This is a genomic window from Microbacterium sp. No. 7 (assembly GCF_001314225.1).
GTDB lineage: Bacteria > Actinomycetota > Actinomycetes > Actinomycetales > Microbacteriaceae > Microbacterium.
In genome coordinates this window covers 3,935,943-3,949,674 of record NZ_CP012697.1, presented here as the reverse complement: position 1 = coordinate 3,949,674, position 13,732 = coordinate 3,935,943, and the positions used below count along the sequence as shown (strand labels likewise).

The 13,732-nt window shown below is 71.0% G+C and carries 14 protein-coding genes; 8 read left to right on the top strand and 6 right to left on the bottom strand.

Going from position 1 to position 13,732, the window contains the following annotated elements; genetic code table 11:
- The first annotated feature begins 662 nt into the window (after positions 1-662).
- The gene (locus AOA12_RS23270) at positions 663-896 is read left to right on the top strand and encodes a hypothetical protein (protein WP_156366575.1); all 234 of its coding nucleotides are present in this window, start codon (positions 663-665) and stop codon (positions 894-896) included.
- A 36-nt stretch (positions 897-932) separates the two neighbouring features.
- The gene (locus AOA12_RS18250; RefSeq protein ID WP_054686094.1) at positions 933-1,448 is read left to right on the top strand and encodes a hypothetical protein; all 516 of its coding nucleotides are present in this window, start codon (positions 933-935) and stop codon (positions 1,446-1,448) included.
- 67 nt (positions 1,449-1,515) lie between these two features.
- On the opposite strand, the gene AOA12_RS18245 is transcribed toward AOA12_RS18250, so the two are convergent.
- Positions 1,516-2,406 (bottom strand): NAD(+)/NADH kinase, encoded by an 891-nt coding sequence (locus tag AOA12_RS18245; protein ID WP_054686091.1) that lies wholly within the window; start codon positions 2,404-2,406, stop codon positions 1,516-1,518.
- A gap of 1 nt (position 2,407) precedes the next feature.
- A complete protein-coding gene (locus tag AOA12_RS18240) occupies positions 2,408-3,451 on the bottom strand; it encodes an SPFH domain-containing protein (RefSeq protein WP_054686088.1) in 1,044 nt (347 codons plus the stop codon).
- Between the two features lie 98 nt (positions 3,452-3,549).
- Between AOA12_RS18240 and AOA12_RS18235 the strand changes: the two genes are divergently transcribed.
- A complete protein-coding gene (locus AOA12_RS18235; protein ID WP_054686085.1) occupies positions 3,550-4,242 on the top strand; it encodes an NUDIX hydrolase in 693 nt (230 codons plus the stop codon).
- Positions 4,243-4,291: 49 nt separating this feature from the next.
- On the opposite strand, the gene AOA12_RS18230 is transcribed toward AOA12_RS18235, so the two are convergent.
- Genes AOA12_RS18230 through AOA12_RS18215 form a run of 4 tightly spaced genes read right to left on the bottom strand, consistent with a single transcriptional unit; the run spans position 4,292 to position 8,698 of the window.
- On the bottom strand, positions 4,292-5,155 hold the full coding sequence (locus tag AOA12_RS18230) for an NAD(P)-dependent oxidoreductase (protein WP_054686082.1): 864 nt from the start codon (positions 5,153-5,155) through the stop codon (positions 4,292-4,294).
- Positions 5,156-5,202: 47 nt separating this feature from the next.
- Positions 5,203-6,258, bottom strand: a complete 1,056-nt coding sequence (locus AOA12_RS18225) for a LacI family DNA-binding transcriptional regulator (protein WP_197280981.1) — start codon at positions 6,256-6,258, stop codon at positions 5,203-5,205.
- A 60-nt stretch (positions 6,259-6,318) separates the two neighbouring features.
- Positions 6,319-7,413, bottom strand: coding sequence for a zinc-dependent alcohol dehydrogenase (locus tag AOA12_RS18220; RefSeq protein WP_054686076.1), 1,095 nt, complete (start codon positions 7,411-7,413; stop codon positions 6,319-6,321).
- Positions 7,414-7,444: 31 nt separating this feature from the next.
- Positions 7,445-8,698: a M24 family metallopeptidase gene (locus tag AOA12_RS18215; RefSeq protein ID WP_054686073.1), complete on the bottom strand. Its 1,254-nt coding sequence runs from the start codon at positions 8,696-8,698 to the stop codon at positions 7,445-7,447.
- Positions 8,699-8,940: 242 nt separating this feature from the next.
- On the opposite strand from AOA12_RS18215, the gene AOA12_RS18210 reads away from it, so the two are divergent.
- The 5 genes from AOA12_RS18210 to AOA12_RS18190 are packed head-to-tail and all read left to right on the top strand — an operon-like array spanning position 8,941 to position 13,730.
- The gene (locus AOA12_RS18210) at positions 8,941-10,065 is read left to right on the top strand and encodes an ABC transporter substrate-binding protein (protein WP_054686070.1); all 1,125 of its coding nucleotides are present in this window, start codon (positions 8,941-8,943) and stop codon (positions 10,063-10,065) included.
- A 41-nt stretch (positions 10,066-10,106) separates the two neighbouring features.
- Entirely contained in the window at positions 10,107-10,880 is a 774-nt protein-coding gene (locus AOA12_RS18205) for an ATP-binding cassette domain-containing protein (protein WP_054686067.1), read from the top strand.
- Positions 10,877-12,103 carry a sugar ABC transporter permease gene (locus tag AOA12_RS18200; RefSeq protein ID WP_054686064.1) on the top strand — a complete coding sequence of 409 codons (1,227 nt, stop codon included), beginning with the start codon at positions 10,877-10,879 and terminating at the stop codon, positions 12,101-12,103. Before AOA12_RS18205 ends, AOA12_RS18200 begins: the two co-directional genes overlap by 4 nt.
- Positions 12,100-13,272: an SDR family NAD(P)-dependent oxidoreductase gene (locus AOA12_RS18195; RefSeq protein ID WP_054686061.1), complete on the top strand. Its 1,173-nt coding sequence runs from the start codon at positions 12,100-12,102 to the stop codon at positions 13,270-13,272. The genes AOA12_RS18200 and AOA12_RS18195 overlap by 4 nt, the downstream gene beginning before the upstream one ends.
- 29 nt (positions 13,273-13,301) lie before the next feature.
- Positions 13,302-13,730 (top strand): cupin domain-containing protein, encoded by a 429-nt coding sequence (locus AOA12_RS18190; protein ID WP_054686058.1) that lies wholly within the window; start codon positions 13,302-13,304, stop codon positions 13,728-13,730.
- The last annotated feature ends 2 nt before the right edge of the window (positions 13,731-13,732 follow it).

Below are 13,732 nucleotides of genomic sequence, written 5' to 3'. Positions count from 1 at the left end.
TGTCATCCGGCGGCAGCGGGATCCGAGGCAGCCTGGAAAGCGTCTCACTGGTGCGGAAGAAGAACTCCTTGTGCGGATTTTGAGCGTCGACTAGTCTCAGTCCCAGGATGATTCGGGGGGATCTGATGCGCGCACGTGCACGTTCGATGGCAATCATTTTCGGAGTCGTGCTTGGGTTGATCTTTTCGGCCGCTCCGGCGAATGCGGCGATAACGGCGCCCGGTTGGTTCGGGTGTGATTGGTACTCACGGCTCGCAAACACGGGAAACGTGAGGGTTGGGTACGTCAACCCGCAGCCCACTGGGTGGGGTGACGGCGTGGCCAACAGTTTCTACGATCGCGCATACGACGCCACTGTTCGCTGGGGTAATTTCCTCAGCATATACTCCCCGACGAGCAATAGTCTTCAATGGGTTGGGGTCACAAGTTCCACCAACACGGCTCACATCGCATTTCGGAATGAGGATTTGAGCGGCATGGGGTCGGGCGTCCTGGGCTATGCGCATCTTCCGTCCCGGTGTTCGGGGATCAATCCCCCCATACAATCGCCCATACCTGGAACCGTGTATGTCGGGATCAACAACCGCCCCGACTGGTTCGTGCAGGACAACAGTCGGCGGACCCTGTGGGAGGGGTGTAGCCCTAGGTATACGCCTCAGAGCGTGAACTACACGTGCAGTAAGGTCTACGACGCCGGTTCGCTGTGGGTTCATGAGATGGGTCATGCGCTCGGTATTCCTCACCCGAGCAATGTGAGCGCGAAGGCGCAAAGCGAAGCAAAATGCCAGAGCGTGCCTCTTGATCAGGCGTCGATGTGCTCGACGATGGCCGTCTATCGCACCCACTTTCGGACGCTCGATGCGTGGGATACGGCGAGTCTCGATGCCCAGTACTGAGAGCGTTGCTCAACCCTCGTCGAGAGGAACACGACGGTGATGGAGAACCGAAGAAGGTGGCAGGCCATCGCGCCGCTTCTCGTGGGTGTGGTTCTGGTGGGCTGCGCCACGCCGGCCGTATCGTCGCACGCGGCGGAGGACGCCGTCGACGCCTCTGCGTTCGTAGCCCCGGAGCCGGGAACGCTCGCCCCCGGTTGCGGATCGATGACGCAGTTCGACTATGCGGAGGGCAGCGGTGGGCGATCTGTGGATGATGCGGTCGCGGCACTGAGCGAGTCCCTGTCGCGTTCTCTGGAAGAGGGCACGTCCAAGGAGTGGCCCTGGTCTGCCGAGGACATGACCACGACCGTGCAGGGGGCATCGGCGCAGTACACCGACCCTCGCCTGTCGGATGAGAAGGCCGGCGTCATCGCGCTGGATTCCTTCTCGTCCGACGGTGAGTTCCTGGGCCATCTGCAGGTCACCCGGGATGCGGCCGGGACATGGAACGTCAGCGGCATCCTCGTCGCACACGAGAACGGCGAGCCGTGCCCCGTGATCCCCGCCGGCTGACCGGCCGACGGCCTCCGCGAGGGTGCCGGTTCTCCGCGAGGCCGGTCGTGTCCCGGACTGCCCTGCGTCACGCGCCGACGGTGCGGAGGGTGCGGGCGGCGATGGCGACGCGCAGGCGCTGGCCCCAGCCGAGGGTGAGCCGGTCGGCCTCGACGCCGTCGCCGAAGGCGACGAGCGCGTCGGACTCCACGCGCAGGGTGAGGGACTCGGGGCCGTCGAGGCGGCCCGCGACGAGGTCGGCGCCCGTGCTCGGCGACGGCCACGGCTCGCGCACGAACCAGGCGAGACCCGCGGCATCCGGTTCGGGGAGCGCGAGCGCCGGCGCCTGGATGCGGGCGATCGACCGGCACCAGCCGCTTGCACCCGTGCCGGTGCCGACGATGACGCCCGACGACGACTGCCGCTCGGCGGCCCCGCCGACCTCGAGCGTGTAGCGCGCCGACTGGTGGCCCGGCTGGCCGATCATGATCTCGTTGAGCGCGACGAGCGACTGGCCGTCGTCGGCGCGCACCTCGACCATCGTGCGCTCCCGCAGGGGCGCGGTGCCCGCGTGCGTCGCCTCGAGCAGGCCGGCGGCCGCGTCGGGCGGATGCGGCACGAGCACGCCCGCGTTCTCGCCGGGCAGCGGGTCGATGCCGATCACGGGCTGCGCGCGCAGGTATTTCGCGGCGTTCGCGACGAGCCCGTCCTGCCCGACGACCACGACGACGTCGCCCGGCTCGAACACGAACCGGGGCAGCTCGTCGCGCTCGACCGTCGCCCGCCGCCAGTCGGCGGGGATGCCCGCCGCGACGTCGGCGAGGGCGGCCCGGATGCGATCGTCGCGCTCGGTGACCGCCTGCAGGGTCTGCCCGCGCCCCTCCAGGAAGAACGCGACCTGGCCGCGCGTGCCGTGCCGCGCGAGCAGCGCGGTCAGCTCGGTGTCGCGGCGCACGATCACGGCACGCGGGGCGCTCATGTCAGTCGCCTCCCTTCGGGCCGGCGCCCGCGGCCGCGCGCCCGTCGGGCCGTCCGCCGCCCAGCCGCCCGATCAGGTCGGTGAGCAGGTCGGGCGTGACCGTGAGGTGGTCGATCGCGGGCAGGCTGCCGGCGAGCTCGCGCAGCGCCAGGGCCGTCAGGATGCCGGCGGGCAGGTCGCGCACGGCATCCATCCGCGCCCGCTCGGCCGCGGCTGCCGCCGCGCCCAGGGCACGCTCGGCGTCGGCGCGGGCCTGCGCGTTCAGGCGGATGCGCTCGGCTTCGGCCTCGGCGGCGATCGCGGACGTCGCGGCGGCCTGCTCGGCCTCGGTGCGGCTGTGGCGTCCGCGCGTCACGACGAGCTCCTCCTGGCGCTTGGCGAGCTCGATCTGGTTGGCCAGCTCGTTCTCGCCGATCGCCGCCTCGCGTTCGACGGCGAGGGCGCGGCGGGCGAACGTCGCGCGGTCGGCATCCTGCTGGATCGCCTCCCGTGCCGGCGTCTGCAGTGCCCGTTCGACGTCGGGCTCGGCGCGCAGCAGCGCGAAGCGCACGCCGACGATCTGCACGCCGAGGTCGGCGAGGCGCTCGTCGGCGGCGAGCAGCTCCGTCGCGCGGGCGCCGAGGCGGGCGAGGTCGGTGCGCAGTGCCTCGTCGAGGCGCAGCGGCTGCAGCAGGTGCACGACGACCGCGGTCGCGGCGCCGTGCAGGGGCGCGGCGATCGCCTCGAGCGGCCGCTCGACCCAGGTGCCGTCGGTCAGGTCGATGGAGAAGTCGATGCGCCGGGCGGCGAGATCGGGGTCGGCGATGCGGAACGTGACCGTCGCGGGGGCCGAGAGCTGCTGCAGGTCGGCGGTGCGCAGGCCGACCACGACGGGGAGCTCGCGGTCGTCGAGCGGCACCTCGCTGATCGTCGCGTCGAGCGCGCGGAACCAGAAGGCCTGGCCCGGTCCGGCGTGGCGCACGGCGCCGCGGCGCTGGTGCCGCACGTGCATCGTGGGGGCGGCGCTCAGGTGCCGCAGGAACGGGCGCGGGGTGATGGTGGCCATGGCATCCTCCTTCGGTGATGTCGTCATAATGACGATAACGCGGATGCTGATTATCGTCAAGATGACGATTTATGGTCGAGGGGACGTAGGGTGGACTCATGACGCCCTTCTCGTTCGCGGTGACCGCCGACCTCATCGTGCTGACCATCCGCGACCGCGTGCTGCAGGTGCTGCTGGTCGAGCGCGGCATCGCGCCGTTCGCCGGATCGTGGGCGCTGCCGGGCGGCTTCGTGCGCGACGGCGAGGAGCTCGAGCAGGCCGCGTACCGCGAGCTCGCCGAGGAGACCGGGGTGTCGGACGGCGTGCACCTCGAGCAGGTGCGCACGTACGGTGCGCCGGGGCGTGACCCGCGCGGGCGCGTGGTCACGATCGCGTGGCTCGCGATGGCGCCCGACCTCGCCGACCCCGCCGCCGGCGCCGACGCGAGCGCCGCGCGCTGGTGGCCCGTGTCGGCCGTCGAGCGGGGGGACCTGGCGCTGGCGTTCGATCACGGCGCGATCTTCGCCGACGCGCTCGAGCGCGCCAGGGCGAAGCTCGAGTACTCCGCTCTCGCGACGGCGTTCTGCCCGCCCGAGTTCACGATCGCGCAGCTGCGCGCCGTGTACGAGGCCGTGTGGGGCGTGCCGCTCGACCCCCGCAACTTCCACCGCAAGATCACGGGCGCCGAGGGCTTCGTCGAGCCCACGGGCGGCCTCGCCCGCGACGGCGGACGCCCGGCCCAGCTGTTCCGCCGCGGTCCGGTGGGCCAGCTGCAGCCCCCGCTCACGCGCCTCGGGCCCGCCGGCCTCTGACCCGCGCCGGCCTCGAGAAGTCCTGCACGGTGCACGCCAGGGTCGGGGCTCAGCGGCGCCGGGTGATCTCCGCGACGGCGGACCAGTCGAGCGTCGACAGTTCCTCGTCGGCGAGCGCCTCCTCGAAGATCTCCTGGATGACGGGGGCCGTCGGCAGCGCCGCGCCGGTCTCGGCGGCCGCCGCCCGGGCGAGGGAGAGGTCCTTGAGCCCCAGCGCGACGCTGAAGGCGGGCGGCGTGTAGGAGCGGCCCGCGATGAGCGCCCCGTAGCCGACGTACGCCGCCCCCGTGTACGCGGCGTCCGTGAGGATCTCGACGAACGTGCTCCCGTCGACGCCGCCGCGCTCGATGAGGTTCAGCGACTCCGCGAGGGTCTGGAGGGTGTGGATGAGGTTGTAGTTCACGCCGATCTTGACGAGGTTCGCCTTCTCCGGGGCGGCGCCCACGCGCCAGACGCGCTTGCCCAGCGCGGGGAAGAACTCGTCGGCGCGGTCGAGCGCGTCCGATGGGCCCGCGGAGACGATGTTGAGCTGCCCGGTCGCGGCGAGGTTCGGCCGCCCGAGCACGGGCGCGGCCACGTACCGCACGCCGTGCGCCTCGTGACGGGCGGACAGCTCGCGGGCCTTCTCGAGGCTGACGGTCGCCATGTTGACGTGCACGCTCCCGGGCGCCGCCGCGAGGACGGCATCCGTGAAGACCGCGTCGGTCGCCGCGTCGTTGGAGAGCATCGAGAACGCCACGCCGGCGTTCAGCGCATCGGACGGGGAGTCGACGGCGACGGCTCCCGCGGCGACGAGGGGCTCGAGCGGGGCGGCCGACCTGTTCCAGACGCGCACGGTGTGGCCGGCGTCGACGAGGCGCAGGGCCATGCCGGCGCCCATGGTGCCGAGTCCGATGAATCCGACGGTGGACATGGTGTTCTCCTTGGGGCTTCGCGGGGCGCTCCGGGTCGTGGAGCGGGCTAGGGGTTCAGGGGTCTCGTCGACTTGCGTTCGACGAACTCCGGGGCGAGCATGATCCGCGCCGCGTCGGGGCTGTCGCCGGCGATGGCGCTGAAGGCGAGCTGGGCGCTGTGCCTGCCGAGCTCGAAGCTGGGCAGGCGCACCGTCGTGAGGGGCGGGTCGAGGTGGTCGCTCAGCGGCGCGTCGTTGTAGCCGACGATCGACACGTCGTCCGGGCAGCGCAGGCCGACGTCGCGGAGGGCGTCGAGCGCGCCGACGGCCATCAGGTCGTTGTGCGCGAAGATGGCGGTCGGCTGCCGGCCGGCGGGCTGGCGGAAGAGATCGGCGGTGAGGCGCCGGCCCTCGGCGACCGAGGCCTCGAGCGCCACCGCCCCCGTCGACACGTCGATCACGTCGGGCGAGGCCGCGATCGCGGCGCGATAGCCGTCGCTGCGGCCGAGGAACGACGAGATGCGCTGGGTGCCGGGCAGCTGCGCGATGCGCCGGTGTCCCAGCCGGATGAGGTGGTTCACGGCGATGCGGGCGCCCTGGACGTCGTCGTGCAGCACCTCGCGGTGCCGGTCGGGGCGCCCCAGGTCGATCTGCGGGCCGAAGCCGCGCACCGCGAGCACGACGGGCACGCGCGACTCGACCTCGGCGACGAACTCTTCGTCGGTCGTGTGCACGGCGCTGAGGATGAGCCCGTCGACCCGGTTCCGCAGCAGTCGCGTGACGACGCTGCGCAGCAGCGCCGGGTCGTCGTGCGTCTCGGCGACCAGCGGCATCGCGTCGCGCGCGCGCGCCTCGAACTCGATGCCGCGCAGGACCGAGACGACGAAGGGGTTCGCGAGGTCGGCCACGACGACGCCGAGCGCCCCGGTCGTGCCCTTGCGCAGCGACTGGGCGACCGCGTTCGTGCGGTACCCGAGACTGTCGGCGGCCGCCTGGACCCGCGCCCTCGTGGCCTCGCTCACGAGGTGCGCCTGCTCGTCGCTCAGCGCGCGCGACGCGGTCGCGACGTGCACCCCGGCCTTCTTCGCGACGTCCTTGAGCGTGGGTACGCGGGAGTCGGCCACTGTCATCACCTCGGGCTCTCATGCTCGAACCGCGGGAATCCGCGACTCAGGCAATTATCGTCACGGATGGATGAGCGTCTTGATCGCGGGCGGCCGACCCTCCGACATCGGCCGCAGCGCGCCGTCGACGAGATCGTCGAGCGGGAGGGGCGCCGGCGCGATCTCGCCCCACTGCCCCCGGCGCGCCGCGACCAGCCGTGCCGCCTCGGGGAAGTCCGTCTCGCGCACCATCGCGTTGGTGCCGATGAGGCTGAGCTCGCGGACGGTGACCCGCGCGAGGTCGATCGTGCGGGGCGCCTTGTGGATGCCGACCATCACGATCTCCGTGCCCATCGGCACGATGTCCAGCGCGAGCTGCAGGCCCGGGTCGGAGCCGGTCACCTCGAAGAACACGGGGATGCGGTCGGTGAACTCGTCCGCGATCCGCTGCCGGGCCTCGTCGGTCCCGGCGAGGATCGTCACGTCCGCGCCGAGCGAGCGGGCGATGCCGAGCCGCTCCTCGGACAGATCCACGGCGACGACGCGCGCGCCGGCGTCGACGAGCGCGCTGATGAGGAACGCGCCGATGCCGCCGACGCCCTGCACGACGGCGACGTCGCCCGGCCGGAGGCGCGCGCGGCGCATCGAGTGCACGGCGATGGCCATCGGCTGCGCGAGGGCGGCCTCGTCCGGGCCGAGGCCCAGGACGCCGACGTCGACGCAGCTGCCGAGCGGCGCCGACACGTAGGCGGCGAGCGCGCCGTCGCGGTGCAGGCCGACCGCCGCGTACCGGCGGCAGAGGTTCGAGCGGCCGCCCGTGCATTCGTCGCACTCGCCGCACGGCATCGAGCCGCACGACGCGACGAGCCTGCCGATCCACGACGGGTCGACGCCCTCGCCCACGTCGACGACCGTCCCGGCGAACTCGTGCCCCACGATCATCGGGCCGACGTGTCCCGTCACGGGATGCGGCACCTCGATGGGGAAGAGCTTCGGGCCGTTCGCCCACTCCGCCGCATCGGTGCCGCACACGCCGACCGCCGAGACCTGGAGCAGCAGCTCGCCGGGCAGCGCGGAGGGGACGGGGACCGACTCGATGCGGATGTCGCCCTTGCCATGCATGACGGCGGCGCGCATGGTGTCGGAATCGGGCGTGAATGTCGTTGTCGCGGGCATCGGCGACGCTCCTTCGATCGGGAAGAGGGGCTCAGTAGGGGTTGGCGACGACGAGCTCGTCGGCGGGGTACTTCGTGATGACGACCGGGCCGTCGTCGGTGATGACGACCTCCTCCTCGATGCGGGCCGCCGAGTATCCGTCGGACGCGGGGCAGTAGGTCTCCACGGCGAAGACCATGCCGGTCTTGATCTCGACGGGCTCCCGGTAGCTGTTGAGGCGCGAGATGATGGGGCGCTCGTGCAGGCCCAGGCCGAGTCCGTGGCAGAACTGCAGGCCGAAGGCGGAGAGCTCGTCGTCGAAGCCGAGCGACTCGGCGGTCGGGAACAGCGACGCGATCTCGTCCGATCCGACGCCGGGCTTGATCGCGGCGATGGCGTTGTCCATCCACTCGCGGGCCCGGGAGTAGGCGGAGCGCTGCGGGCCGGTCGCCCTTCCGACGCTGAAGGTGCGGTAGTAGCAGGTGCGGTAGCCGTTGAACGAATGGATGATGTCGAAGAACGCCTGATCGCCGGGGCGGATGATGCGGTCGGTGAAGTTGTGCGGGTGCGGGTTGCAGCGCTCGCCCGAGATCGCGTTGATCGCCTCGACCTGGTCGGATCCGTACTCGTAGAGCTTCTTCGCGGCGAGGGCGACGATCTCGTTCTCGCGCACGCCGGGCTTGAGCGCCTCGACGATGTCGGTGTAGACGCCGTCGACCATGGCCGCCGCCTGGTTCAGGAGCATGATCTCGTCGACGCTCTTGATCTCGCGGGCGTCGAGCATGTGCTGCTGCGCGTCGACGACCGTGAAGCCCTGCCGCTGCATCTCGAAGAGGAACGGCGGCTCGACGATGTCGATGCCCACCGGGGCGTTCTGCAGGCCGAGGTCGGTGAGAATGCCCTTGATCTGCGTGACGGCGTCCCGCATCAGCCCCGCGGTCGGCGCGACGGCGCCGCGGAAGCCGAGGAAGCCGGGGTGGTTGTGGTCGTGCCGCAGCCAGGGGGAGTAGAGCTGGTGGTGCTTGACGGCCGACCCGAAGTCCCACAGGTGCGGCTCGCCGCCGCGCGTGAGCAGCGCGTACCGGATCATCTTGTCGCCCAGGGCGCCGCCGACCCACGACTGCGTCGTGTAGCGGATGTTGTAGAAGTCGAAGAGCAGGAACGCCCCGCACTCGCTCACCTCGAGGGCGCGCTGTGCGCGCTCGAGCCGGTAGCCCCGGAGCCTGTCGAAGTCGACACGGGTCTCGTAGTCGACGCCGAGGAGGCCCGGAGTCAGAAGCGGCCGTGCCGCCGATGCCTCTCCCATGAGGAACCGTCACTTCCGTCGTAGTCGGTTGTCGTCATCGGAAACGTAGCAGTGACAACAATCGTTTGCAAGATGCCGGCGGATGCCGGTTGTCTGTCAGTATCCCGCGATACACATGGACACTGCGCCGGTTGACCTGACGGTCGAGATCTGTCATCATGACACCTGACTGCAATCGTTCGCAGTGATCAAGCACCATCGTCGGGCCCGAATCTGGCGTTGAGACTTCGAAGGAGAAGCGCATGCGCACACGGACAGCACTGACATCGACCGCACTTCTGGCCGCGGGGATGCTCCTCATTGCGGGGTGCTCCTCGGGCGGTGACAATGGGTCGAACGGCGAGGGCGGCGGCGAGGCCGCGGCCGGCGAGCAGAAAGTGTTCTTCCTGCTGCCGAACACGACCACGACCCGGTTCGAGAACCGCGACGCGCCCGCGTTCATCGAGGCGATGAAGGAGTACGCGCCGAATGCGACGGTCACGGTCGACAACGCGGAGGGCGACCCGACGAAGCAGCAGCAGCAGGTCGAGGACGCCGTGACCCGCGGGGCCGACGTCATCGTGTTCGTGTCGGCCGACGCGAACCTCGCCGCCGGCTCGCTCGCCGTCGCGGCACAGGCCGAGGTCCCCGTCGTGCTGTACGAGCACGATGCGGTGGGCGGCCCGGCGGAGGCGCACGTGCTGTTCGACGCGCTGGCGGTCGGCCAGGCGCAGGGCGAGCGCGCCGCCGAGCTCATCGAGGGCATGGCCGGTGACGGCCTCAAGGTCGCGCGCATCAAGGGAAGCCCCGGCGAATACGGGACCAACCAGTATCAGAAGGGTCAGGACGAGTTCCTGGAGCCGCTGATCGCGTCGGGCAAGATCGAGGTGGTCTGTGAGCAGAACATCACCAACTGGGACCCGGTCGCGGGTCAGGCGTTCATCGAGGACTGCCTCGCGCAGAACGACAACGCCCTCGACCTGATCATCAGCATGAACGACGGCCTCGCGGGCGGGGCGATCGCGGCGCTGACGACGCAGGGCCTCGACGGCCAGGTCGTCGTGACCGGCGGCCAGGACGCGAACCTCAACGCCGTGCAGTACATCGTGCAGGGCAAGCAGGACAACACCGTCTACAAGAACCTCACCGACCAGGCCCGCGCGGCGGCGCAGGTGGTGGCGTCGATCCTGTCGGGTGGGGGTGTGCCGTCGGAGATGGTCAATGGGGTGGTGGACAACGATTTCGCGGAGATCCCTGCGGTGTTCCTGCCGGTGGAGAACGTGACGATCGACAACGTGGGCGATGTGGTCGAGGACGGGGTGTGGACGTGGGAGGAGATCTGCCAGGGGGCGGAGACCGTTCCCGTCTGCGCCGACAACCTCGGCTGAACGCCCGGACCGAAACTCAATCAACCAAGGAGGGCGAGGGCATGGGCGACACCGTCAAGCCGCTTCTCGAGCTGCGGAGCGTGTACAAGTCGTACGGCGCGATCCGCGTGCTGCGGGGCATCGACATCCACATCAACCCCGGCGAGGTCGTCGGCCTGGTCGGCGACAACGGCGCCGGCAAGTCGACGCTCATCAAGACGCTCAGCGGGATCGTGCGCCCGGAGGAGGGGGAATACCTCTTCGACGGCCGGCCGCAGGACATCAAGGGGCCGCACGATGTCACGGCGCTCGGCGTGCAGACCGTCTACCAAGACCTCGCCCTCTGCGACAACCTCGACGCCGTGCAGAACCTGTTCCTCGGCCGCGAGCTCGTGGGCGGCCCGCTCGGACTGCGCCGCGTGCGCCGCGCCGAGGAGGAGCAGCGCGCGCGCAAGGTGCTGCGGCAGCTGCGGCTCGACAGCATCTCGCTCACCCGCCCGGTGAGCGCGATGTCGGGCGGCCAGCGGCAGAACATCGCCATCGCGCGGTCGATCCTGTGGCAGCCGAAGGTCGTGCTGCTCGACGAGCCCACGGCGGCCCTGAGCCATTCGGCGGCCGAGCAGGTCGGCAAGCTGATCCGCACGCTCGCCGACGAGGGCCTCGGCGTGCTCGTCGTCTCGCACGACATCCATCACTTCGTGCTCGACGTGACGGACCGCATCGTCGTGCTGCGGCTCGGCGCCGTCGTGGCCGAGTTCGACTCCAAGAAGGTGACCGGAGAGACCGTGGTGAACGCCATGGTGGGAGGAAATGAAGGGGTGAACTCCGCCCGATGAGCGAGACGACCAAAGACGAGACCCTGACGGGCACGATCCTGCCCGTCGAGACGCCCCCCAAGCGAAGGCTCACGGCGCTGCTCGCCGGAGACCTGCGCGCGCTTCCCGTGCTGCTCGCGCTCGCGCTCCTCGTGATCTTCTTCGCGACGCAGAGCGACGTCTTCCTCTCCAGCCGCAACCTGTCGAACCTGCTCGTGCAGACCGTCGTGACCGGCGTGCTCGCGCTCGGGATCGTCTTCGTGCTGCTGCTCGGCGAGATCGACCTGTCGGTCGCGAGCATCAGCGGGCTCTGCGCCGTGCTGATGGCCAAGCTCGCCGTCGAGTCGGGGCTGTCGCCCTGGATCGCCGTGCCGCTCCCGATCCTGCTCGGCGCCGCCATCGGCGCGCTGACCGGCTTCTGGTCCACGCGCTTCCTCGTGCCCACCTTCGTGATCACGCTCGGCCTCGGGCTCGTGCTCAACGGCATCCAGCTCGCCGTCCTCCCCACGTCGGGCAACATCGCGCTGCTCGGGACCGGCATCGAGGCCATCGCGGGCACCTACGTCTCGGGCGTGTGGTCGTACCTCGTGCTGCTCGTCGCGATCGTCGCGTTCGTCGGCCTCAAGTGGAGCGACCACGCGCGGCGGGCGGCCCACGACCTGCCGTCGTCGCTCAGCAAGACGGTGATCACGCCCGGCGCGATCTTCGTCGTCGTCTGCACGCTGCTCGTCGTGATCCTCAACTTCAACCAGGGGATCCCGGTGCCCGTGATCATCTTCGCGGCCCTCCTCGGGCTCGGCACGTACGTGCTGTCATCCACGCGGTTCGGCGTGCACGTCTACGCCACCGGAGGCAACAAGGAGGCCGCGCGCCGGGCCGGCATCAACACGCGCAACGTGACCATGCTGTGCTTCGCCCTCGCAGGAGGCCTCGCCGCGCTCGCCGGCGTCATCGCGGCGTCGCGCATCCTCGGCGTCTCGGTCTCGTCCGGCGGCGGCATCGGCGGCGGCGCCCTGCTGCTGAACTCGATCGCGGCCGCGGTCATCGGCGGCGTCAGCCTCTTCGGCGGTCGCGGCCGCGCATCGGCCGCCCTCCTCGGGGCGCTCATCATCGGCGTCGTCAGCAACGGGCTGAACCTGATGGGCGTGTCCTCCGACGTGCAGCTGATCGTGACCGGCCTCCTGCTGGTCGGCGCCGTCACCATCGACCGCACGGTCGAGCGCCTGAGCGGACCCGGTCAATGAGCGCCCAGGCGGTCCGCGAGCGCGTCGCGGTCGACGAGGGCGTCGCGGGCGGCACGATCGTCCGCGTCGACGCCGGCGGCGCGGGCGCCGCGGGCTGGGCCGACGACGTGCAGGGGCCCTCGGCGCAGGTCATCGACGCGGTCAACGCGCACGTCGCCGCGACCCCCGCGGCGCCGCTCGTCGTCACGGTCACCGTGGCGGGGGCCGGACGGCTGGAGGAAGCGCTCGTGCAGGCCGTGCGCGGCATCGTCGGCACCGCGGCGCTCGAGATCAGCGGCGCCGGCGGCCGGGCGAGCACGGTCGTGGCATCCGCCTCGACCCTTTCCGACGACGTCCGCGCCGTCGAGGAGTACCTGCTCGACGAGGCCCGGGGCGGCTACACGACCGGCGCGACGATCGACCTGCGCGGCGGGCCGGTCGAGGGCCGCGCCGACGACGGCGCCGTGCTCGTCACCGGCGCCGCGGGCGGCCTCGGGTTCGCCGCGGCGGAGGCGATCGCGGGCTCCGGCCGCCGCGTGGTGCTCACGGACCGCGCCGGTGACGCGCTGACCTCCGCCGGGGAGCGCCTCGGGATGCCGACCGTGGCCTGCGACCTCACCCGGCCGGAGCAGCTCGCCGCGCTCGCCGCCTCGCCGGAGCTGGAGGGCCTCGACGCGGTCGTCGTGCACCACGGCGTGGGCGCGTCGACGCGGTTCGGCGCCGACTACGACCGTGCCGCGTCCGACCGCTCCCTCGTGCTCAACGGCACGACCGTGTTCGACGTCGTCGAGCTGCTGCTCCCGCGGCTGAGGCCGCGCGGCGGCACGGTCGTGATCCTCTCGTCGCAGGCGGGACTCACGGCCGAGGCGGGGAACGGCCCCTACTGCGCCGCGAAGTTCGCGGTCATGGGATACGTGACGTCGCTCGCGCAGGCGCTCGCGGGAGACCGGATCGCGGTGCACGGACTGTGCCCGGGACCCGTCGACACCCCGCTCATGCGTGCCGCGTTCGCGGGCTTCGCCATCGACCTCGGCGAGGATCCGGAGGAGTTCACGGCGCGGCGTCTCGCCGCGATCCCGCTGGGCCGCGCCGGCGACCCGCAGCAGATCGGCGCGTCCACCGCCCTGCTGCTCCGGCTGCACGCGACCGGGGTCGTGCTCGCGCCCACGGGCGGCGAGACCCTGTCCTGACGAGACCGTCCGATGCGAAGGAGAAAGAGATGAAGGTGCTTCTGAACGCCGATGTCCCCGCCGTCGTGCAGCACGGCGGCACGGTGCGCAGCTATTTCATGTACGAGCAGCAGGAGCTGCGCGACGAGACGATGGGCTCGTTCCTCGAGTTCGTCAACGAGTTCACCGTGGCGCCCGGCGCGTTCGTCGAGCCGCACTTCCACAACTCGCACGAGTTCTACTACGTGCTGACGGGCCGCGGCGTCATGCGCGTGGGCGACGAGGTCTTCCCGGTCGCGCCGGGCGACCTCGTGCACACGCCGCCCAACGTCCCCCACTCGCTGTTCGGCGGATACACGGGCGTGCGCTCGCTCGCCTTCGCCGTGGGCTTCCAGGAGCCGGGCGAGGACCACACCGCGGTGGAGTTCGACAACTGGCCCCCGGAGCTTCCGGACGCCGACATCAAGGAAAGGAAATGACG